The sequence below is a fragment of the Pseudomonas syringae genome, assembly GCF_002157375.1.
GTDB classification, from domain to species: Bacteria; Pseudomonadota; Gammaproteobacteria; order Pseudomonadales; family Pseudomonadaceae; genus Aquipseudomonas; species Aquipseudomonas syringae_T.
Window position 1 is genome coordinate 88,888 of record NZ_MTSA01000017.1, and the last position, 20,912, is coordinate 109,799.

The window sequence follows — 20,912 nt, forward strand, 5'->3', positions numbered from 1 at the left end:
TTCATTTGCCGCCCGCAGCGGGTGGGCGAACGATCCATTCGACGGCGAACAACACGCCCATCAATCCGTAGGAAATCAGCCCGGTGTACAGCGTCCACCATGACAACGGCGCCCACAGCGTCAACCCCGTTGCGGCAAGGCCGTTGAACAGAAAAAAACCGCACCAGACCTGTGTGACCCTGCGGGTGTAGCGAATGCCGGTCTCAGGCAGGTCGGGGCGGTTCAGTCGCGCCATTTTTTCCACAATCGGTGGCCCGTAGATCAGGCTTGAGCCGAACAGGCCGAGCATGAACGCGCTGACCAGCACCGGATACCAGCGCAGCATCGCGTGGCTGTCGAGTACGCCGAGCACCCCGCAGAACGCCAATGCCACGACTGCCATGGCCAGGCTGCCGGGTTTGCGTTCGCCGGTCAGGGCGCGCGCGAGCCACAGGCTTCCCAGCAGCAGCGCAAACTGCCACGCAGCGAAGTGCTCGGTTCCCCAGTAGACGGCAAACGGATACAGCACACCGACCAGGACCAGAATCAGGCCAATCAGGCGTTTCATTCGGTCGCGTTGACCAGTCGGTAGACGGCTTCGACCACATCGTTGACGGTCCTGACCGACTTGAACTCTTCAGCGGCAATCTTCTTGCCTGTCTTGCGTTTGATGTGGTCGATCAGGTCCACGGCATCAATGCTGTCGATTTCCAAGTCCTGATAGAGGTTGGCTTCAAGCGTGACCCTCTCAGGCTCCAGTTCGAACAGTTCCACCATTGCGGTGCGCAGGATTTCGAAGATGTCTTCACGGGTTTGCATGTTCAATTCTCAGGCCGGTTGGCGCTGACGAAGGCCGCAAGGCTGTCGACGCTGGCAAAATGGTTACGGGTGTCCTTTGCATCGGCGTCTATCCGGATGCCGTAGCGTTTCTGGATGGCCAGACCCAGTTCCAGCGCATCGACCGAATCCAGTCCCAACCCTTCACCGAACAGCGTCATATCGTTGCCGATATCCTCGGGAGAGATGTCTTCGAGGCCCAGGGCATCGATGATCAACAATTTAATGTCCTGGTGCAGATCGCTCATCTGAGGCGAGCTCCTTGGTGAAATAGTCATGCAGGTAATCGTTCAGCTTGCGGGACGCAATGGGTGCAGGGCCAAGCGAACTGAAGGCGTTGGGGTCTATATCGGCACCGACACGAAAAGTGAAATGCACGCGGCGTTGCGGAATGCGATACCAGGGCTCGGCCTTGGTCAGGGTGGTCGGGTGAACCTTGATGGTCACAGGCGTGATCAGGCTCGCGCCCCGCAGCGCAATGGCGGCCGCGCCACGATGAAAGACCGGCGGCTGACCGGGCTGGGTGCGCGTGCCCTCCGGGAAGATAATCAGTGTCTGGCCGCTTTGCAGGCGCTCCACGGCGGCGTCGAGCATGTCCATGCTGCCGTCGTTGCTGATATAGCCGGTAGAGCGCACGGGGCCGCGGGTACACGGGTTTTCCCAGAGGCTGCGCTTGACCACGCAGTTGGCGTCACGCACCAGCCCGATCAGAAACACCACGTCGATCAGCGACGGGTGATTGGCGATGATCATCTGGCCGGGCCGCCCCAGCTTTTCGGCGCCCTGTACCTCGTAGGTCAACACACCCATGCGCGCCATGATGCGGATAAACAGCCAGAACAGGCGGCTGATGGTCCGCCGGGCGCGGCGCTGATGGCTGGCTGTGGTGCCGGGCAGGCAACTCAATACCGGAAAAACGAACAATCGAAGACAAAGGCCGCTCACCCCGAACAGGGCAAAACTGATGCCGGTTGCCAACAGGCGCCAGTAGTAAGCGTCCCGACCTTTTTTCAGTGATTGCGTTGCCAGTTCCATAACCGGTTATTCCAGGGGTGCAGGCAGGCGGATTGATTAGTGTGCAAGGCTTGCAGCAGATTCAGGGCGTGGGGCCATTGAGTCCGCGTGGTTCCTTGTGTGTCGCAGTGCAAAGACAATTCCCACTCGCTGCCAGGCGTCAGCAGCAAGCCGACGGCGTAGGGAAAAGGCACATCATCAATCCATTGGGCATAGGCTTGCGGTGGTTGCTCTTCCGTCACCACCAGCAGCACTGCTTCGGCTCCTTCGGCCAGCAGCGCAGCTGCCTCGAATGCTCCATATTCCAGGCCATCGCCTGCGGCTGCCAACGCCGTCATCTCACTGGTCTCGCCGCGCATTATCGACCACAGACCGATCACTGCGTTATGCACTGACAGGCTGAACTGGGTCGGTGAAAGCGGCTCGTCTGCGGCCAGATCACGCAGAATTTCAAACGTCCTGGGGGTTTCTCCGTGGCGCGAAACAAACACCAGCGGCACTCGCCCGTAGCCCTCGGTCAGCGGCCAGCCGACCGCAAATGCCATTCGCGCCATGCGGCCCAGACGTCGGCGCTGCATGGCAGGCAGAAAAGACACGTCCGGCGCTTCATCACTGTCCTGCAAACGCGTCGGATTTCGACTCCATTCCTGCCAGTCATCCGCACTCGCCAGGCCCGGAGCCCAAGCCTGCCATCTCGCAATATTGAACGTGATCAAGACTTCTCTTCCCGCCCCCTGAGGGCCTGTTTCTCGCTACATCGATATCAGGTCGATATCAGCCTGGGTGCGGTCATTGTTCCGAGTGCGCGCATTATCCCGATGGGGGTCATTACTAGCAAATTTGTTACATAAAAACTGTTTACAGGGCGGTATTGTAAGGTTCAAGTCGGGTATGTGCATGACAACCAGACACATTCTGTTTTGGGTTAAGCTCGTCGTTGTCATATGCACTGCCTAGACTCGACCTGTCTATGGTCGTTATCGGCCACTCTTGCCGTTTCTTCATCTTTCAAGGAGTCCAAAGCATGCGTCGCGTGGTATTCAATCAGAAAGGCGGTGTCGGCAAGTCAAGCATCGCCTGCAATCTGGCTGCTGTCAGCGCTCACGAAGGCTACCGGACGCTGTTGATCGACCTCGATGCCCAGGCCAACTCGACCCAGTATCTGACCGGCCTGACCGGCGACGATATTCCGATGGGGATCGCCGAATTCTTCAAGAACACGCTGTCAGCGGCACCGTTCGCCAAGAAGAACCATGTCGATATCTATGAAACGCCGTTCGACAACCTGCACGTGGTCACCGCCACCGCCGAGCTGGCCGACCTGCAACCCAAGCTTGAGGCCAAGCACAAGATCAACAAGCTTCGCAAACTGCTGGATGAACTGAGCGAAGATTACGAGCGGATCTACCTGGACACCCCGCCAGCGTTGAATTTCTATGCGGTTTCGGCGCTGATTGCATCGGATCGCGTGCTGATCCCCTTCGATTGCGACAGCTTCTCGCGGCAAGCGCTGTACGGGCTGATGCGTGAAATAGACGAGTTGAAAGAGGATCACAACGAGGACCTGCTGGTCGAGGGCATCATCGTCAATCAGTTCCAGCCCCGAGCCAGCCTGCCTCAGCAGATGCTCGACGAACTGATCGCCGAAGGCCTTCCAGTGCTGCCGGTCTATCTCAACGCGTCGGTGAAAATGCGTGAGTCCCACCAGGCCAACCTGCCGCTGATCCACCTGGACCCCCGGCACAAACTGACGCAACAGTTTGTGGACCTGCACCACCTGCTGGAAACCAACGCTCATCCGTGATGGGCCATTGCGCACCCAGAACTGCATGCCCACGCGGAGCGGGGGCACGAGAGGTGCTCTTGCGGACACCTATCGTTCCTCACGCTCCGCGTGGGAATGCCTTGCGTGACGCTCCGCGTCACAGATCTGCGCCGCGCCGCCTGTCCGTGGCAGGACGCGGAGCGTCCAGAACTGCATGCCCACGCGGAGCATGGGCACGAGAGGTGCTCTTGCGGACCCCCATCGTTCCTCACGCTCCAGCGTGGGAATGCCTTGCGTGACGCTCCGCGTCACAGATCTGCGCCGCGCCGCCTGTCCGTGGCAGGACGCGGAGCGTCCAGAACTGCATGCCCACGCGGAGCATGGGCACGAGAGGTGCTCTTGCGGACACCTATCGTTCCTCACGCTCCGCGTGGGAATGCCTTGGGTGACGCTCCGCGTCACAGATCTGCGCCACGCTGCATGTCCGGGGCAGGACGCGGAGCGTCCAGAACTGCATGCCCACGCGGAGCATGGGCACGAGAGGTGCTCTTGCGGACACCTATCGTTCCTCACGCTCCAGCGTGGGAATGCCTTGGGTGACGCTCCGCGTCACAGACCTGCGCTGCGCCGCATGCATGAGTCAGCGCGGCTTGAGCACCTCTGGTGTGTAACTGCCGTCTCTCAATGAGCGGGCCAGATGCTCGGCATTCAGTCGCGCTGTCGAGGTCATTTCTTCGGACAGGGTGACAGCAGCGTCCATGTCGGCTTTAACGTGTTCCTGTGACGCAGTCAGTCGGTTGCTGCCGGGGGCGCAGCCGCATGCGACTTCATGGCCGTGAGTGGCGACCGCCACCAGGTCGTCGACGTACGTCGGGTTGCCTTGGGCGATGAAGCCGATGCGCACACAGGCCGGACACCATACCGGGTCGCCCATGCGGGCCACTCGACGCTGATCAATGACCTCGCTGGCCGTTGCGCTCAGCACAAAGCCGCCGGTGGTGGTTGGATCGCCTTCCCTGACTACGAACGACATGGCTGTACTTCCTCGGGTTCTGGAAAACCTGAAGGCTAGGCGCAAATCTGTGGCTCGTGATGGTTAAAAACCACTTAAAGACCTGTCCTACGCGAACATCAGCAGGGCGTTTCACGCATGTTGCTGTGACCGGCGTAGGTGGTCAAAAAATGATCATTTTCTTCATCGTTACTCCAGCCGTAATGATTCGGCGCGGTGCTTGATTGATGCCCGACGTCCATCGCTCCTAAGGTGGCCCACGACAGCAAAATCGTGGAGCGATCATGACAACAACAACAACTTCCCCCGACGCGCGCTGGACACGTCGTCGCACCGAGAAGCAGCGACGTCTGGAACAGGTGCGTGTACTGGCCGATGGCGTGGTGTTGCCGACCGACAAAATCGTCGCGGCACTGGAGGCCTTGCTGGTGTCCGGTGATCGGGTGGTGCTTGAAGGCAATAACCAGAAGCAGGCGGACTTCCTGTCGCGCGCGCTGGCCAAGGTCGATCCGGGCAAGGTGCATGACCTGCACATGATCATGCCGAGCGTTGGCCGCGCCGAGCACCTGGACCTGTTCGAGCAGGGCATTGCCCGCAAGCTGGATTTCTCGTTTGCCGGCACGCAAAGCCTGCGCATCAGCCAATTGCTGGAAGACGGCCTGCTGGAAATCGGCGCGATTCACACCTACATCGAACTGTATTCGCGGCTGGTGGTGGACCTGATCCCCAACGTCGTACTGGCCGCAGGTTTCATGGCCGACCGGGCCGGTAACATTTACACCGGCCCCAGCACCGAAGACACCCCCGCACTGATCGAGCCGGCAGCCTTCAGCGATGGCATCGTCATCGTGCAGGTCAATCAGCTTGTTGATGACGTCAGCGAGTTGCCACGGGTCGATATCCCGGCCTCGTGGGTCGACTTCGTGGTGGTGGCCGACAAGCCGTTTTACATCGAGCCGCTGTTCACCCGCGACCCGCGCCACATCAAGCCAGTCCATGTGCTGATGGCGATGATGGCGATTCGCGGCATCTACGAAAAACACAACGTCCAGTCACTGAACCACGGCATCGGTTTCAACACTGCGGCCATCGAACTGATTCTGCCGACTTACGGCGAGTCGCTGGGGCTGAAGGGCAAGATCTGCCGCAACTGGACACTCAACCCGCACCCGACCCTGATTCCGGCCATCGAAAGCGGCTGGGTCGAGAGCGTGCATTGCTTTGGCACCGAGCTGGGCATGGAAAACTACATCGCCGCCCGCCCGGACGTGTTTTTCACCGGTCGCGACGGTTCGCTGCGGTCCAACCGGCAACTCTGTCAACTGGCCGGTCAGTACGCCGTGGACCTGTTCATCGGCGCGACCCTGCAGGTCGATGGCGACGGGCATTCCTCGACCGTGACCCGAGGCCGCCTGGCAGGCTTCGGCGGCGCGCCAAACATGGGGCACGACCCTCGCGGTCGGCGTCATGCCACCCCGGCCTGGCTGGACATGCGCCAGCAGAGCGAGGACGGACCGGCCGCTTACCTGGAACGTGGCAAAAAGCTTGTGGTGCAGATGGTCGAGACCTTCCAGGAAGGCGGCAAACCGACCTTCGTTGAAACCCTGGACGCAGTCGAAGTGGCGAAAAAAAGCGGCATGCCGCTGGCACCGATCATGATCTACGGCGATGACGTCACCCATTTGCTCACCGAAGAAGGCATCGCCTACCTCTACAAGGCGCGCAGCCTGGAAGAGCGGCAGGCGATGACCGCCGCCGTGGCCGGCGTGACCGTGATCGGTTTGCGCCATAACCCGAAAGACACCGCCCGCATGCGTCGCGAAGGGCTGATCGCACTGCCTGAAGACCTCGGCATCCGGCGCACTGATGCCAGCCGCGAACTGCTGGCCGCCAAGAGCATTGCCGAGCTGGTCGAGTGGTCCGGTGGCCTCTACAACCCGCCTGCCAAATTCAGGAGCTGGTGATGAGCGCACTTCAACTGACACCGCAGCCGGCTTCGCTGGCCGAACGACTGGCTGATCTGGCCGTCGATGCACTGATTGCCGAGGCCGACCTGTCGCCCAAACCTGCGTTGGTGGACCGGCGTGGCAGTGGCGCGCACACCGACCTGCACCTGGGGCTGATGCATTCTTCGGCGCTCTCGTTATGGCCGACGTTCAAGCTGATGGCCGAGTCTGTTGCTCAATTCGGGAGCGTGGCCCAGCCGCTGCGTGAAGCGCTGGGCCGTATCGGGCGCGAAGGTGAGGCCGTCATGTTGCGCACCACTGGCGGGGTGAATACTCACCGTGGCGCGATCTGGGCGCTGGGCCTGCTGGTCACGGCGGCGGCGCTGGACCCTCAAGGTTGCAGGCCTGAGGCGGTTTGCCAACGTGCGGCTGGCCTGGCGCTGATCAAGGATCGACAAGCGCCTGCGCAACAGAGTCACGGCAGTGAAGCGGTTCGTCGCTACGGTGTCATGGGTGCCAGAGAGCAAGCGCAACAGGGCTTTCCCGCCGTGATTCAGAGGGCCTTGCCGCAATTGCAGCGCAGCCGGGCGGCGGGCAGTGGCGAGCAGAACGCCCGGCTGGATGCGCTGCTGGCAATCATGACGGGCCTGGCGGACACCTGCGTGTTGCATCGCGCCGGGATCGAAGGGCTGAACGCCATGCACGTCGGCGCGCAACGCGTGCTGGACGCTGGCGGCAGCGCCAGTCTGGCCGGTCGACGTGCGCTGAACGAACTGGATCAGCAACTGCTGGCCCTCAACGCGTCGCCGGGCGGAGCGGCTGACCTGCTTGCCGCCTGCCTGTTCATTGATGGCCTGGAGCCTGCGCTCGGCCCTGTTTCGAGGAGTGCCTGAAATGGAAACCCTGTCTTTTGAATTCCCCGCCGGTCAGCCGCCGCAAGGCCGGGCGCTGGTGGGTGTGGTTGGCTCCGGTGATCTGGAAGTGCTGCTGGAACCGGGCCAGCCGGGCACGTTGTCCATTCAGGTGGTGACGTCGGTCAACGGTGCCTCGTTGCGCTGGAAGCACCTGTTCGAGCGCATGTTCGAGGGGCAGAACCCGCCGGCATTGAGCATCGATATTCACGATTTCGGTGCAACCCCCGGCGTGGTGCGTCTGCGTCTGGAGCAAGGCTTCGAGGAGATCGGTCATGACTGATAACGCACGCTTGCTGAGCCAGCACAGCTTTATCGAACTCGGAGCCCGTCAACGCGCCCGCGCCTTGCTGGATGCCGGCAGCTTTCGTGAACTGCTCGGCCCGTTCGACCGCGTCATGTCGCCCTGGCTGGCCATGCAGGGCGTCGTGCCGCAGGCCGACGACGGTGTTGTGGTCGCCAAAGGCACTGTGGACGGGTTGCCGGTGGTCATCGCGGCCATCGAAGGTTCATTTCAGGGTGGCAGCATGGGTGAGGTCGGCGGCGCGAAAATGGCCGGTGCGCTGGAGCTGGCAGCCGAAGACAACCGCAACGGCATTCCCACCGCGGCCATCGTGCTGCTGGAGACCGGTGGCGTGCGTTTGCAGGAAGCCAATCTGGGCCTGGCGGCGATTGCCGAGATTCATGCCGCGATGGTCGATCTGCGCCAGTACCAGCCGGTGATCGGGGTAGTGGCGGGCAGCGTCGGCTGTTTTGGCGGGATGTCCATCGCCGCAGGCCTGTGCAGCTATTTGCTGGTGACTCAGGAAGCCCGTCTGGGCCTGAACGGTCCGCAAGTGATCGAGCAGGAAGCTGGCATCGAAGAGTACGACTCCCGCGACCGGCCGTTTATCTGGAGCCTGACCGGTGGCGAACAGCGTTTCGCCAGCCACCTGGTGGACGGTTTTGCTGCTGACGATGTTGCCGACATCCGTCAACACGTCAGTGGCTGGCTCAAGCAAGGCGTACCGGCAACGCATCGCAGCAGTCAACACGAACTGTTCCTGCAACGCCTGACCAGCCTCGACGCTGAACCGCAAATCGAACCACAACGTGTGCGCACCCTTTATCAAGGAGCCCGGTCATGAGCCATTCGCAACGCGGTTTGAACTGGTTCAACGCATTAAGCGCAGGCGCGACTGAAGTCACCGGTCTGCCTGCCTCGCTCAACGTGGCCGACGGTCTGCTGGGTGAGCAGCCGGTGCGCTTTCTGGCGGTGGTGGCCGATACCGACAATCGCTTTCCCCGGGCGCGCCAGGGTGAGGTTGGCCTGCTGGAAGGCTGGGGCCTGGCCAAAGCAGTGGATGACGCCATCGAGCAGGATCGCGACCGTGCCAGCAAGCGCGCGTTGATCGCGATTGTCGATGTGCCAAGCCAGGCCTACGGACGACGTGAAGAGGCGCTCGGCATTCATCAGGCGTTGGCCGGGGCGGTGGACAGTTATGCGCGGGCAAGGCTGGCCGGGCATCCGGTCATTGGCCTGCTGGTCGGCAAAGCGATGTCCGGCGCGTTTCTGGCGCATGGGTATCAGGCCAATCGGCTGATTGCGCTGCGTGATCCCGGCGTCATGGTGCATGCGATGGGCAAGGCATCAGCCGCCCGCGTGACCTTGCGCAGCGTCGAAGACCTGGAAAAACTCGCCGCCAGCATCCCGCCGATGGCCTACGACATCGACAGCTATGCCAGCCTTGGTCTGCTGTGGGAAACCTTGTCGGTCAGCCAGATCGAACAACCTGCGGCGGATGACCTTGCGCAGGTTCGCACCGTGCTGAGCAACGCGATCAAAGACGTGCAGGCCGGCGGTGTTGACCTGAGCAGCCGCCTGGGCGCGAGCAACCGGGCGGCGTCGGCGAAGGTGCGTCAGTTGTTGCGGGCGCAGTGGTGATCGACCGCGCCCTGGCAGTGCTGCCCCATGATTTGTTGTGGGGCATGCCGCTGTCGGCCTTGCCGGATGACGCGCCCAAATGGGCGGTCGAAGCGCTGCTGGCCGGGCAACCGGTGGTGGTGCGGCGTCAGGCGATGCCGTCCGGTCAGGTGGCGGTGGGGTTGCGTGGTCGTGGGCGTGAGCAACGTTATGGCGCGAGCATGTCGCTGTCGGATATTGAGCGCCGGGTAAGCCCCGAGCAATTGATCGACAGCCCGGCTGACAGCGTGCGTGACTGGCCGGCGTTGCGGGCCTTGCGTCAGGTTAGCCCGGTGATGGTTGCGCTGGACATGACCTGGGGCATCGCCGGCAGTGCCGGATTTGAATTGGCCAGCGGCTTTGCGGCGTTGAATCAGGACAGTGACCTGGACCTGATTTTACGCACGCCCGAGCCGTTCAGCCGTCGTTGCGCTGCCGAGCTGGTTGAAGCGCTGGACACGCCGGTCTGTCGCGTCGATGTCCAGTTGCAACTTGATCAGGGCGCCGTGGCGCTGCGTGAATGGGCACGCCCGAGCGGGCGGGTGCTGCTGAAGACCGCGACCGGTGCGCGACTGGTCACAGACCCGTGGCACCTGGTTGAGGTGTGCGCATGAGCAGCCTTTGGGTGTTTCCCGGCCAGGGCGCGCAACAGGCAGGCATGCTGCATCAATTGCCCGATGACCCGGTTATTCGCGACTGCCTGCAAGAAGCTGCCGATGCGCTGGGTGAAGACGTGCTGGCGCTGGACACGGTTCACGCGTTGCAATCGACCCGTGCCGTCCAGCTTTGCCTGCTGATCGCCGGTGTTGCCTGTGCCCGCTTGCTGCTGGCCCGGGCGGGCGTGCCGGATTACGTCGCCGGGCTGTCCATCGGCGCTTATCCGGCCGCCGTGATTTCGGGGGCGCTGGCCTTCGACGATGCCGTGCGCCTGGTCGCGTTGCGCGGCGAACTGATGCAAAGCGCCTGGCCCGAAGGTTATGGCATGACCGCTGTCATCGGGCTGGACCAGGCTCAGGTCGAGGCAATGATCGCCCAGGTACACAGCGCGAAGACACCGGTGTTCCTCGCCAATATCAACGCCGATAACCAGATGGTGATCTCGGGCAGTGCCCACGCCATGCAGCAGGTCGGGCAACAGGCCAAAGCAGCCGGCGCTGCCGCGATCAAGCGGCTTGCAGTCAGCGTGCCTTCTCATTGCGCGTTGCTTGAGGCGCCTGCGCAGCAACTGGCCGAGGCTTTTTCCAGGGTTGAGTTGAAAACACCCACCGTGCGCTACCTCAGTGGCAGCACGGCGCGTCCGGTGCTGAGTGCCGAAAAACTGCGTGACGACCTGGCGTTCAACATGTGCCGGGTCATCGACTGGCGCAGCACGATTGAAACCGCTTACGAGCGCGGTGTGCGTCTGCACATCGAACTGCCGCCCGGTGCCGTACTGACCGGGCTGGCGCGCAAGGTCTTCCAGCAGGGGACCGCGCTGGCCTTTCAGGCGGCGCGTCTGGACAGCTTGATCGCGCTGTCGCGCGAGGAGGGTTGCCGAACCCGATAGAGCCGCCGTGCAGCTGCTACGAAGGACAAAAACAACAACTTCAGCAATGCAAACAGAGGAATAACAACAATGATTATCTACGGTGTTGCACTACTGGCTATCTGCACGCTTGCGGGCGTGATTCTCGGCGACATGCTCGGCGTTCTGCTGGGCGTCAAATCCAACGTGGGCGGGGTCGGGATCGCGATGATCCTGTTGATCTGCGCACGCCTCTGGATGCAAAAAAACGGCGGCATGACCAAGGACTGCGAAATGGGCGTCGGCTTCTGGGGCGCGCTGTACATTCCGGTCGTGGTCGCGATGGCGGCGCAACAGAACGTCGTGACCGCCTTGAAGGGCGGGCCTGTGGCCGTGCTGGCTGCGGTCGGTTCCGTGGTGCTGTGTGCCTGCACTATCGCGCTGATCAGCCGCACCAATCGGGGTGAGCCTTTGCCCAAGGAAGAGCCGCTGCTGCCCCCTGTAATCACCCCGGCTGGAGGTCGCTGATATGTGGGACCTTATCGAAAAGGGGCTTGAGCACAACGGCCTGATCACCGCTTTCGCCTTCGTCGGCATCATCATGTGGGTCTCCGTGGTGCTTTCAAAACGCCTGACGTTTGGCAGGGTGCATGGCTCAGCCATCGCCATCGTCATTGGTCTGGTGCTGGCCTGGGTCGGGGGCACCATGACCGGCGGCCAGAAAGGTCTTGCCGATATCACGCTGTTCTCCGGCATCGGGCTGATGGGCGGGGCGATGTTGCGCGATTTCGCTATCGTCGCAACCGCCTTCGAAGTACAGGCCACCGAAGCACGCAAGGCCGGCCTGATCGGCGCGATTGCCCTGCTGCTGGGCACCATCCTGCCGTTTATCGTCGGTGCGAGCATCGCCTGGGTGTTCGGTTATCGCGATGCAATCAGCATGACCACCATCGGTGCGGGCGCGGTGACCTATATCGTGGGTCCGGTAACGGGGGCTGCCTTGGGCGCGACCTCTGACGTCATGGCACTGTCGATTGCCACCGGCCTGATCAAGGCGATTCTGGTGATGGTCGGTACACCGATGGCTGCGCGCTGGATGGGCCTGGACAACCCGCGTTCGGCGATGGTCTTCGGTGGTCTGGCCGGCACGGTCAGCGGCGTCACGGCAGGGCTGGCAGCGACGGATCGGCGTCTGGTGCCTTACGGTGCGCTGACGGCCACCTTCCATACCGGGCTTGGCTGCCTGCTCGGGCCGTCGGTGCTGTATTTCATCGTGCGTGGCATCGTCGGTTAGAGGCTGTCGATCAGGTCGCCTGTTCCAGCAGGCGATTGGCGTACATTCGGCATTCGGCCAATAGCGCCAGCAGGTTGGGATCGCGTTCTTTTGATTTGAGAAAGACCATGCCGATGTGCTGCTGCATCCGGTAGCGGCCTTGCAACGGAATCAGCCGGACGCGGTTTTCATAGACCGCGGCAATGCGCCCTGGCAGCAGGGCGTAGCCCACGCCTGAGCTGACCATGCTCAACAAGGTGAAGATGTCATTCACCTGCATCGCCACCTTGGGTTCGAACCCCGCTTGCTGGAAAACCCGTATGCCGTCGCGATGGGTGGCGAAGCCTTGGGTCAGGGTAATGAACGTCGCCTCGCGCAGGTCGCTCAGGTCCACTTCGTTGTGTTCGGCGAACGGCGAATCCGTAGGCACGGCGAGAAAGATATCGTCGGAAAACAGTGCCAGGTGCTCGCAGTCCGGGTCGTTGGTGCTTTCGTCCAGCGACACCAGCATCGCATCGACTTCCATGTTCTTGAGTTTGTAGAGCAGGTCGATGTTCGAGCCCAGGATCAGGTCGATGTTCAGCTCGCTGCGGCGTATCTTCAGCCCCATGATCAACTGCGGGACAGTCTTGACCGTCAGTGAGTACAGCGCCCCGAGCCGGAACCGCGCCGCCGAAAAGCCTGCCGCCTGACGGGTCAGCTCGACCGTTGCGAGCACATCCTGCACCAGCTTCTGCGCACGTTCTTCCAGCACATAAGCGCTTTCCAGCGGCGTCAGGTTACGGCCTTCGTGTTTGAACAGCGGGCAGCGCAGGGCGCTTTCCAGTGAATGGATCGCCCGGTGGACGCTGACATTACTGGTCTGCAACGCTTCCGCTGCACGGGCCAGGTTGCCAGTGCGCATGAACGCCAGGAATATTTCCAGTTTCTTCAGCGTGAGTTCGTCATCGATCTGCATGTCGTGGCGCTGGTTGTTGGTGTGCGCTGATTGTGCCCAACTCATGCGCCGATAGCTGCTTAAAATATCCGTCACAGACAGAGATGTTGCGGTTTGTTTCAATAACCCGGAGTCTCTGCAATCAGTGTTTTCGCCAGACGAGGGTAATGAGCGGATGTACTACGGAGAAAAATTCAACGCATGGTCACATCTGGTAGGCGCTGTGCTGGCCGCCGTCGGCGCGATCTGGCTATTGGTGATGGCGTGCCTGCATGGGGATGTCTGGAAGGTGGTCAGCATGGCCATCTACGGTGTCTGTCTGGTCACGCTGTACAGCGTCTCGACGGTGTACCACAGCGTCAAAGGCCGTTCGAAAGCAATCATGCAGAAAGTGGATCATTTTTCGATCTACCTGATGATTGCAGGCAGCTACACGCCGTTCTGCCTGGTGACCTTGCGCGGTGCCTGGGGCTGGACCTTGTTCGGCATCGTCTGGGGGCTGGCGCTGATCGGTATTCTGCAAGAGATCAAACCCCGCTCTGAAGCGCGAATCATGTCCATCGTGATCTACGCGGTGATGGGCTGGATCGTGCTGGTGGCCGTCAAACCCCTGATCGCGGCGCTTGGCTTGGCGGGCTTCATATGGCTGGCTGGCGGCGGCGTGCTGTACACCGTCGGCATCCTGTTCTTCGCCTACGACCAGGTCCGCCACTTTCACGGCATCTGGCACCTGTTCGTGATCGGCGGCAGTTTGATGCACTTCGTGGCGATCTGCTTTTACGTGCTGTGAAAGTGAGCGTTTCGGCCAAGCTCTCGTTGCCTTGCTGGAGCGCTCATCGCAGTACCTGAAACCGTGATCCCTGTTGGAGTGAGCTTGCTCACGAAGACGTTGGTCCAGACGCACCATGTACCGGCCCCTTCGCGAGCAAGCTCGCTCCCACAAAGCCAGTGTCTGGCTATGAGCGCTGCGGTGTGTTTGATGACGTATCAAACGATCAACCGGAGCGGTTTCGGTACGCAGGACGCGGGGACCGAGGCGGGCGGCGTGAAAGCCGTAGTACCTGAAACCGCGATCCCTGTGGGAGTGAGCTTGCTCACGAAGACGTTGGTCCAGACGCACCATTTCAGGGGTTGTACCGGCCTCTTCGCGAGCAAGCTCGCTCCCACAAAGCCAGTGTCTGGCTATGAGCGCTACGGTGTTTGATGACGTAATCAAACGATCAACCGGGGCGGTTTCGGTGCGCAGGACGCGGGGGCCGAGGCGGGCGGCGTGAAAGCCGTAGTACCTGAAACCGCGATCCCTGTGGGAGTGAGCTTGCTCACGAAGACGTTGGTCCAGACGCCCCATTTCAGGGGTTGTACCGGCCTCTTCGCGAGCAAGCTCGCTCCCACAAAGCCGGTGTCTGACCCTGAGCGCTACGGTGTGTTTGATGACGTATCAAACGATCAAAAATCGCCCCACAACTGCTGCGCCAGTGGAAGCCGTAGTATCTGAAACCGCGATCCCTGTGGGAGTGAGCTTGCTCACGAAGACGTTGGTCCAGACGCCCAATTTCAGGGGGTGTACTGGCCCCTTCGCGAGCAAGGCCAGTGTCTGACTCTGAGCGCTGCGGTGTTTGATGACGTAATCAAACGATAAAAATCGGCCCACAACTGCTGCGCGAGTGGAAGCCGTAGTACCTGAAACCGTGATCCCTGTGGGAGTGAGCTTGCTCACGAAGACGCTGGTCCAGACGCACCATTTCAGGGTTTGTACCGGCCGCTTCGCGAGCAAGCTCGCTCCCACAAAGCGAGTGTCTGGCTATGAGCGCTGCGGTGTGTTTGATGACGTATCAAGCGATCAAAAATCGCCCCACAATTGTTGCGCCACGCTGAGTGCGACCACTGGGGCGGTTTCGGTGCGCAGGACGCGGGGGCCGAGGCGGGCGGCTTGGAAGCCGGCATGTTGTGCCTGATCGATTTCTGCATCGTTCAGGCCGCCTTCCGGGCCGATCAGGAAGGCCAGGCGGGCGGGTTTGTCGTGGCTGGTCAGCGGTTCTGCCACCGGGTGCAGAACCAGTTTCAGGTCGGCTTCGGTCAGCCTGATCCAGTCGGCCAGCGGCATGGGCGGATGAATCACCGGCACTACCGAGCGACCGCACTGTTCGCACGCGCTGATTGCGATCTGTTGCCAATGCGCCTGACGCTTCTCGGCGCGTTCGTCCTTGAGGCGCACTTCGCAGCGTTCGCTGACAATCGGGGTGATCTCGCTGACGCCCAGCTCGGTGGCTTTCTGAATCGCCCAGTCCATGCGCTCGCCGCGCGACAAACCCTGCCCCAGATGAATGCGCAGGCCTGACTCGATCTGTCCGTCGAAGCGTTCAGTCAGTTGCACGCGCACGCGTTTCTTGCCCACCTCCAGCAGCGTGCCGCGAAACTCGTGGCCCGAGCCGTCGAACAGTTGCAGCGCATCGCCCTCGGTCATGCGCAACACGCGGCTGATGTAATGCGCCTGCGCTTCAGGCAGCTCGTGCTCGCCCAGGCTCAGCGGCGTTTCAGTAAAAAAGCGGGACAGTCTCATGGTGTGTCTCGGTTCCGGTGTTCGTTCTGTGATGGCGTATTCGCGGACAAGTCCGCTCCCATGTCAGGGGCCGCTCAGCCCTTGCGCCGCAAGTGCCAGCCCTTAACCCGGATCCCTGAAGTCCGGATGGAAGTTCTCGCGTACCGCCACACTGATGCTGCTGCGGGTCGCGATATCAATGCCTTCAGTGGCCACTTCAGCCAGAAAGTCGATCTGTTCCGGCGTAATCACGTACGGCGGCAGAAAATACACCACGCTGCCCAGCGGCCGCAGCAAGGCGCCGCGCTCCAGCGCATGCTGGAAAACCTTCATGCCACGGCGCTCCTGCCACGGGTAAGCCGTTTTGGTGGCCTTGTCCTGAACCATCTCGATGGCGATGGCCATGCCGGTCTGACGCACTTCGGCCACATGCGGATGATCCACCAGATGCGCCGTCGACGTCGCCATACGCTGCGCCAGGGCCTTGTTGTTTTCGATGATGTTGTCCTGCTCGAAGATATCCAGTGTCGCCAGTGCCGCCGCGCAGGCCAGCGGATTACCGGTGTAGCTGTGCGAGTGCAGAAAGGCGCGCAGTGTCGGGTAGTCGTCGTAGAAGGCGTCGTACACATCATCGGTGGTCAGACACGCCGCCAGCGGCAGATAGCCGCCCGTCAGCGCCTTGGACAAGCACAGGAAGTCCGGTCGGATGCCCGCCTGTTCGCAGGCGAACATAGTGCCGGTGCGGCCGAAACCCACGGCGATTTCATCGTGAATCAGGTGTACGCCGTAACGGTCACAGGCTTCGCGCAGCAGTTTGAGGTAGACCGGGTGGTACATGCGCATGCCACCAGCGCCCTGAATCAGCGGCTCGACGATCACCGCCGCGACGCTGGCGTGGTGCTCGGCCAGGGTCTGCTCCATTGCCGCGAACATGTTGCGCGAGTGTTCTTCCCAGCTCATGCCGTCAGGGCGGTGATAACAATCGGGGCTTGGCACCTTGAGGGTGTCCAGCAGCAGCGCCTTGTAGGTTTCCGTGAACAGCGGCACGTCACCGACCGACATCGCGGCCATGGTTTCGCCGTGGTAGCTGTTGGTCAGGGTGACGAAGCGTTTCTTGTCCGGCTGGCCGCGATTGAGCCAGTAGTGAAAGCTCATCTTCAGGGCGACTTCGATGCACGACGAACCGTTGTCAGCATAGAAACAGCGGGTCAGGCCCTCGGGCGTGAGTTTGACCAGCCGCTCGGACAGTTCGATCACCGGCTGATGGCTGAAGCCGGCGAGGATCACGTGCTCAAGCTGGTCGACCTGATCCTTGATGCGCTGGTTGATGCGTGGGTTGGCATGCCCGAAAACGTTGACCCACCAAGAGCTGACAGCGTCCAGATAGCGCTTGCCTTCAAAGTCTTCGAGCCATACGCCTTCGCCACGTTTGATCGGTATCAGCGGCAGATTTTCGTGGTCTTTCATCTGGGTGCAGGGGTGCCACAGGACCTTGAGGTCACGCTGCATCCACTGGTCATTGAGGCCCATTTTCAATCTCCGGGTAGCGACTCGCCTGATGCGAGGACGAACAATCGCGCAAGCCTATGCAATGCCCGCCCGTGGAACAACCTTTGATGCAGTTTTAACGCCTGATGGACATTGCTGGCGGCGATTTGATGGCTCGCGTATCCTGCGCAGCGAGTCGATGTTTCGGGCTGACTGGCCCAACCTTTCCTACGTTTTTTCGGAGTTCGCCGAATGCTTTCTGGGTGGCTGCGCGCATGTGCGCTGATAGTGGCAGGGTTGGTCAGCGTTTCGACGCTCGCCGATGAAAAACAACGAACGGCCATAGTCGTCGGCGGTGGTCTGGCAGGCCTGACTGCGGCCTATGAGCTGCAGGCCAAAGGCTGGCAAGTGACGCTGCTGGAAGCCAAACCGGTTTTGGGTGGCCGCTCCGGTCTGGCGACCAGCGAGTGGATCGGCAACACCAAGGCGCAGCCAGTACTGAACCACTACCTGGACAGCTTCAAGCTTCCTACCGTGCCAGCACCTGAATTCGTGCGAACGCCCAGCTATTTGATTGATGGCGTGTACTTCACTCAGGCTGACCTGGCCGCCAAACAGCCTGCGACCGCCGAAGCGATCAAGCGCTACAACGACACGCTGGATAATCTGGCGCGCTCGGTGGATGACCCGGAAAACCCGGCGTCCAACAGCACCCTGTTTGCCCTGGACCAGATCAACGTGGCCAACTGGCTGGACCGTCTGAACCTGCCTGCCACGGCTCGTCAGTTGATCAACCAGCAGATTCGTACTCGCTACGACGAGCCTTCGCGCCTGTCGCTGCTTTACCTTGCCCAGCAATCGCGGGTGTATCGCGCCGTCGATGAGCGTGACTTGCGTGCTGCGCGCTTGCCCGGTGGCAGTGCGGTACTGACGCAAGCCTTTGTGAAACAGCTCAAGACCGTCAAGACCAACTCGCCGGTGTCGGCAATCATCCAGGAAAAGGACAAGGTCACCGTCAAGGCTGGCGCTACCAGCTACACGGCTGATTACGTGGTGATGGCTGTACCGTTGCGTTCGTTGGGCAAGATTCAGATGACACCTGCGCTGGATGCTCAGCACACGGGCGCGATCAAGAGCACCAACTATGGCTGGCGCGACCAGATCATGCTCAAGTTCAAGACCCCGGTCTGGGACAGCAAGGCGCGCATGTCGGGCGAAGTGTTCAGCAACACCGGTCTGGGGATGCTGTGGGTCGAGCCTGCCCTCAAGGGCGGTGCCAATGTGGTGATCAACCTGTCCGGCGATAACGCCCGCATCATGCAGGCGTTCGGCGACAAGCAGATGGTCGATCAGGTGCTGATCCGCCTGCATGCGTTCTACCCGGAAGCGCGTGGTGCGTACACCGGCTATGAAATTCGCCGTTACAGCGTTGACCCATCGACGGGCGGCTCCTATCTGGCATTCGGCCCTGGCCAGATCAGCAAATACTGGCGCTTGTGGGAAAGGCCGATTCTGCGCGTAGCCTTTGCTGGCGAGCACACTGACACCTTGTACCCCGGCACTCTGGAAGGCGCGCTGCGCAGCGGTCAGCGAGCCGCCAGCCAGGTACAGGATCTGGCTGCTGGCAAGTCGTTCGAGCCGGTCAAGGTCGCTCCGCCGAAAGCCCCGGTACCCGCTTCGCAGAAATCCGAAGGCAACTTCTTCAGCAACCTGTTTGGGGGTGGTTCTTCCGACAAGCCGGCTGAACCCGCGAAACCTCAGGCTGACAAGCCAGGCTTCTTCTCGCGCCTGTTCGGTGGCGCCGAAGCGCCTGCACCTGCGCCGGTAGAGAAGGCGCCGGAGCCCGCTCCAGCGCCTGCACCGGTTCCGGCACCCGCGCCAGTGGTTGCGCCGGTAGTCGAGCCCGTCAAACCGCCGGTAAAAGCCGAACCGGCTAAAAAGCCTGCTGCCAAGACCGATGCGGCGAAAAAGGAAGCAGCGAAGAAGGAAGCCGCCAAAAAAGAAGCGGCGAAGAAAGCTGCGGCGAAAAAGGAAGCCGCTAAAAAAGCGCAGACCCAGCCCGCTCCGGCCAAGTCGACAAACGGGACAGCCCCCGCAGACGTCAACAACTGATCGAGCGTTAGCTGAATGAGAAAGGGCGCGGTGAATACCGCGCCCTTTTTTTTCGCCTGTTGAATTCGTTCTACCCTGACAGGCTGGCCATTCAGGAGCGCATGATGCCGTTCATCGGCACCGGACGGCCGATGGTCATTGCAAAGTGTTACTGACTGCACATTATCGGGATGCTGCTGCGACAAGGGCCGTCTGGCAATGCTGAGAAGCCTGCCAGGCACTGATAACACCAGCAAGGCATAAGCAAAAAATGGCAGCGGGACTGATCGTATTGTTCGATAGGTCAAAGCAACATTTTGCGCTTTCATTCGATAGATAAAAAGCTAGTCTGGTAACACTTCTGACAAGGTACTGGTAATGCAGCTACGTAACTCATCCTCTCGCTACGGTCTGGTCAGCATGGTGCTGCACTGGAGCGTGGCTGCTGTCGTGTTTGGCATGTTTGCGCTGGGGCTATGGATGGTCGGACTGGATTACTACGATACCTGGCGCAAGGCGGGTCCTGACCTGCACAAGAGCATTGGCATCACGTTGTTCGCGATCATGCTGATCCGTGTGGTCTGGCGTCTGTTGAGTCCGCCACCGCCGCCGTTGGCCAGCTACAGTAAGTTGACGCGTCTTGGCGCTGCGTTCGGTCACCTGTTTTTATACGTTGCACTGTTTGCCGTGATGTTTGCCGGTTACCTGATCTCCACCGCTGATGGCGTGGGTATCCCGGTGTTTGGCCTGTTCGATGTGCCTGCACTGGTCTCAGGCCTTCCCGATCAGGCGGAAACGGCTGGCTGGATTCACTTATATCTGGCTTGGGTCATCGTGATTTTCGCGGTGCTCCACGGCCTTGCTGCACTGAAACACCATTTCATCGATCGCGATGTGACCCTTAAGCGCATGCTGGGTCGTCATTGATTGTTCAACCAAAACGGGAAGAAAAGCATGTTGAAGAAGTCTCTCGCCGCTCTGGCTCTGGGTACCGCACTGTTGTCTGCTGGTCAGGCCATGGCTGCCGACTACGTTATCGACAAGGAAGGTCAGCACGCATTCGTTGACTTCAAGATCAGCCATTTGGGCTACAGCTTCATCCACGGCACCTTCAAGGACTGGGACGGCACATTCAGCTTCGACGCTGCCAAGCCTGAGGCCAGCAAAATCAATGTCGAGCTGAAAACCGCCAGCCTGTTCACCAACCACGCCGAGCGCGACAAGCATATCGCCAGCAAAGACTTCCTGGACGTTGCCAAGTACCCGGAAGCCAAGTTCGTCTCCACCAGCGTCAAGTCGACGGGTGAGAAAACGGCTGACGTGACCGGCGACCTGACCCTGCACGGCGTGACCAAGCCAATCGTGATCAAGGCCACTTTCAACGGCGAAGGCAAGGATCCGTGGGGCGGCTACCGTGCCGGCTTCAACGGTACATCGACGCTGAACCTGAACGATTTCGGTATCAAAGGCCCTGGCCCGACGTCGCAGACGCTGGACCTGGACATCACCTTCGAAGGCGTACAGAAGAAGTAAATGCTCGCCTGATCGCAAAAACGCCGACCCTTGGGTCGGCGTTTTTGTTGGTGCGATGAAACTTCCTGAGATGACTCTCGTGGCAATGCTCCGCGTTGGCATGCAGTGGATGACGCTCTGCGTCACAGATCTGAGCCGCGC

23 protein-coding genes are annotated in these 20,912 nt (G+C 61.0%); 14 read left to right on the plus strand and 9 right to left on the minus strand.

Translation table 11 applies throughout. The features are described 5' to 3' along the window. Position 1 precedes the first annotated feature (1 nt). From BW686_RS20765 to BW686_RS20785, 5 genes are read right to left on the minus strand one after another with little or no spacing between them, the layout of a single operon-like run. Complete coding sequence (locus tag BW686_RS20765; protein WP_084919370.1) at positions 2–547, minus strand: hypothetical protein; 546 nt, start codon at positions 545–547, stop codon at positions 2–4. Continuing rightward, positions 544–798 (minus strand): acyl carrier protein, encoded by a 255-nt coding sequence (locus BW686_RS20770; protein ID WP_084919371.1) that lies wholly within the window; start codon positions 796–798, stop codon positions 544–546. The genes BW686_RS20765 and BW686_RS20770 overlap by 4 nt, the downstream gene beginning before the upstream one ends. A gap of 2 nt (positions 799–800) precedes the next feature. Then, positions 801–1,064 carry a phosphopantetheine-binding protein gene (locus BW686_RS20775; RefSeq protein ID WP_084919372.1) on the minus strand — a complete coding sequence of 88 codons (264 nt, stop codon included), beginning with the start codon at positions 1,062–1,064 and terminating at the stop codon, positions 801–803. Then, positions 1,039–1,851 carry a lysophospholipid acyltransferase family protein gene (locus tag BW686_RS20780; RefSeq protein ID WP_084919373.1) on the minus strand — a complete coding sequence of 271 codons (813 nt, stop codon included), beginning with the start codon at positions 1,849–1,851 and terminating at the stop codon, positions 1,039–1,041. The genes BW686_RS20775 and BW686_RS20780 overlap by 26 nt, the downstream gene beginning before the upstream one ends. Then, the gene (locus tag BW686_RS20785) at positions 1,827–2,546 is read right to left on the minus strand and encodes a beta-ketoacyl synthase chain length factor (protein WP_084919374.1); all 720 of its coding nucleotides are present in this window, start codon (positions 2,544–2,546) and stop codon (positions 1,827–1,829) included. Before BW686_RS20785 ends, BW686_RS20780 begins: the two co-directional genes overlap by 25 nt. Positions 2,547–2,854: 308 nt before the next feature. On the opposite strand from BW686_RS20785, the gene BW686_RS20790 reads away from it, so the two are divergent. Further along, the gene (locus BW686_RS20790) at positions 2,855–3,634 is read left to right on the plus strand and encodes a ParA family protein (protein ID WP_084919375.1); all 780 of its coding nucleotides are present in this window, start codon (positions 2,855–2,857) and stop codon (positions 3,632–3,634) included. A gap of 601 nt (positions 3,635–4,235) precedes the next feature. Here the strand turns inward: BW686_RS20790 and BW686_RS20800 are convergent. Further along, positions 4,236–4,628, minus strand: a complete 393-nt coding sequence (locus BW686_RS20800) for a PAAR domain-containing protein (protein WP_084919376.1) — start codon at positions 4,626–4,628, stop codon at positions 4,236–4,238. Between the two features lie 263 nt (positions 4,629–4,891). Between BW686_RS20800 and mdcA the strand changes: the two genes are divergently transcribed. The 9 genes from mdcA (at position 4,892) to madM (ending at position 12,204) form a co-directional block, all read left to right on the plus strand. Continuing rightward, entirely contained in the window at positions 4,892–6,571 is a 1,680-nt protein-coding gene (gene mdcA, locus BW686_RS20805; RefSeq protein ID WP_084919377.1) for a malonate decarboxylase subunit alpha, read from the plus strand. Further along, a complete protein-coding gene (locus BW686_RS20810; protein ID WP_084919378.1) occupies positions 6,571–7,446 on the plus strand; it encodes a triphosphoribosyl-dephospho-CoA synthase in 876 nt (291 codons plus the stop codon). The genes mdcA and BW686_RS20810 overlap by 1 nt, the downstream gene beginning before the upstream one ends. 1 nt (position 7,447) lies before the next feature. Next, positions 7,448–7,747, plus strand: a complete 300-nt coding sequence (locus BW686_RS20815; protein WP_084919379.1) for a malonate decarboxylase subunit delta — start codon at positions 7,448–7,450, stop codon at positions 7,745–7,747. Further along, positions 7,740–8,591: a biotin-independent malonate decarboxylase subunit beta gene (locus BW686_RS20820; RefSeq protein ID WP_084919380.1), complete on the plus strand. Its 852-nt coding sequence runs from the start codon at positions 7,740–7,742 to the stop codon at positions 8,589–8,591. The genes BW686_RS20815 and BW686_RS20820 overlap by 8 nt, the downstream gene beginning before the upstream one ends. Continuing rightward, complete coding sequence (gene mdcE / locus BW686_RS20825) at positions 8,588–9,388, plus strand: biotin-independent malonate decarboxylase subunit gamma (protein ID WP_084919381.1); 801 nt, start codon at positions 8,588–8,590, stop codon at positions 9,386–9,388. The genes BW686_RS20820 and mdcE overlap by 4 nt, the downstream gene beginning before the upstream one ends. Beyond that, on the plus strand, positions 9,382–10,020 hold the full coding sequence (locus BW686_RS20830; protein ID WP_179149339.1) for a malonate decarboxylase holo-ACP synthase: 639 nt from the start codon (positions 9,382–9,384) through the stop codon (positions 10,018–10,020). The genes mdcE and BW686_RS20830 overlap by 7 nt, the downstream gene beginning before the upstream one ends. Beyond that, positions 10,017–10,952 carry a malonate decarboxylase subunit epsilon gene (mdcH, locus tag BW686_RS20835; protein WP_084919382.1) on the plus strand — a complete coding sequence of 312 codons (936 nt, stop codon included), beginning with the start codon at positions 10,017–10,019 and terminating at the stop codon, positions 10,950–10,952. The genes BW686_RS20830 and mdcH overlap by 4 nt, the downstream gene beginning before the upstream one ends. A 69-nt stretch (positions 10,953–11,021) precedes the next feature. Continuing rightward, positions 11,022–11,438: a malonate transporter subunit MadL gene (madL, locus tag BW686_RS20840; RefSeq protein WP_084919383.1), complete on the plus strand. Its 417-nt coding sequence runs from the start codon at positions 11,022–11,024 to the stop codon at positions 11,436–11,438. A gap of 1 nt (position 11,439) precedes the next feature. Next, the gene (madM, locus tag BW686_RS20845) at positions 11,440–12,204 is read left to right on the plus strand and encodes a malonate transporter subunit MadM (protein ID WP_084919384.1); all 765 of its coding nucleotides are present in this window, start codon (positions 11,440–11,442) and stop codon (positions 12,202–12,204) included. Positions 12,205–12,214: 10 nt separating this feature from the next. On the opposite strand, the gene BW686_RS20850 is transcribed toward madM, so the two are convergent. Then, positions 12,215–13,141 carry a LysR family transcriptional regulator gene (locus BW686_RS20850; RefSeq protein WP_084919399.1) on the minus strand — a complete coding sequence of 309 codons (927 nt, stop codon included), beginning with the start codon at positions 13,139–13,141 and terminating at the stop codon, positions 12,215–12,217. A 154-nt stretch (positions 13,142–13,295) separates the two neighbouring features. Between BW686_RS20850 and trhA the strand changes: the two genes are divergently transcribed. Next, positions 13,296–13,910: a PAQR family membrane homeostasis protein TrhA gene (gene trhA / locus BW686_RS20855; protein ID WP_084919385.1), complete on the plus strand. Its 615-nt coding sequence runs from the start codon at positions 13,296–13,298 to the stop codon at positions 13,908–13,910. A 1,050-nt stretch (positions 13,911–14,960) separates the two neighbouring features. Here the strand turns inward: trhA and BW686_RS20865 are convergent. Both BW686_RS20865 and BW686_RS20870 read right to left on the minus strand, forming a co-directional pair. Further along, entirely contained in the window at positions 14,961–15,680 is a 720-nt protein-coding gene (locus BW686_RS20865) for a 16S rRNA (uracil(1498)-N(3))-methyltransferase (protein ID WP_084919387.1), read from the minus strand. Positions 15,681–15,782: 102 nt separating this feature from the next. Continuing rightward, positions 15,783–17,189, minus strand: coding sequence for an adenosylmethionine--8-amino-7-oxononanoate transaminase (locus BW686_RS20870; RefSeq protein WP_084919388.1), 1,407 nt, complete (start codon positions 17,187–17,189; stop codon positions 15,783–15,785). Between the two features lie 210 nt (positions 17,190–17,399). On the opposite strand from BW686_RS20870, the gene BW686_RS20875 reads away from it, so the two are divergent. The 3 genes from BW686_RS20875 (at position 17,400) to BW686_RS20885 (ending at position 20,771) form a co-directional block, all read left to right on the plus strand. Next, positions 17,400–19,259, plus strand: coding sequence for a flavin monoamine oxidase family protein (locus tag BW686_RS20875; RefSeq protein ID WP_084919389.1), 1,860 nt, complete (start codon positions 17,400–17,402; stop codon positions 19,257–19,259). Positions 19,260–19,616: 357 nt separating this feature from the next. Further along, entirely contained in the window at positions 19,617–20,165 is a 549-nt protein-coding gene (locus BW686_RS20880) for a cytochrome b (protein WP_084919390.1), read from the plus strand. 27 nt (positions 20,166–20,192) lie between these two features. Further along, the gene (locus BW686_RS20885) at positions 20,193–20,771 is read left to right on the plus strand and encodes a YceI family protein (protein ID WP_054988389.1); all 579 of its coding nucleotides are present in this window, start codon (positions 20,193–20,195) and stop codon (positions 20,769–20,771) included. The last annotated feature ends 141 nt before the right edge of the window (positions 20,772–20,912 follow it).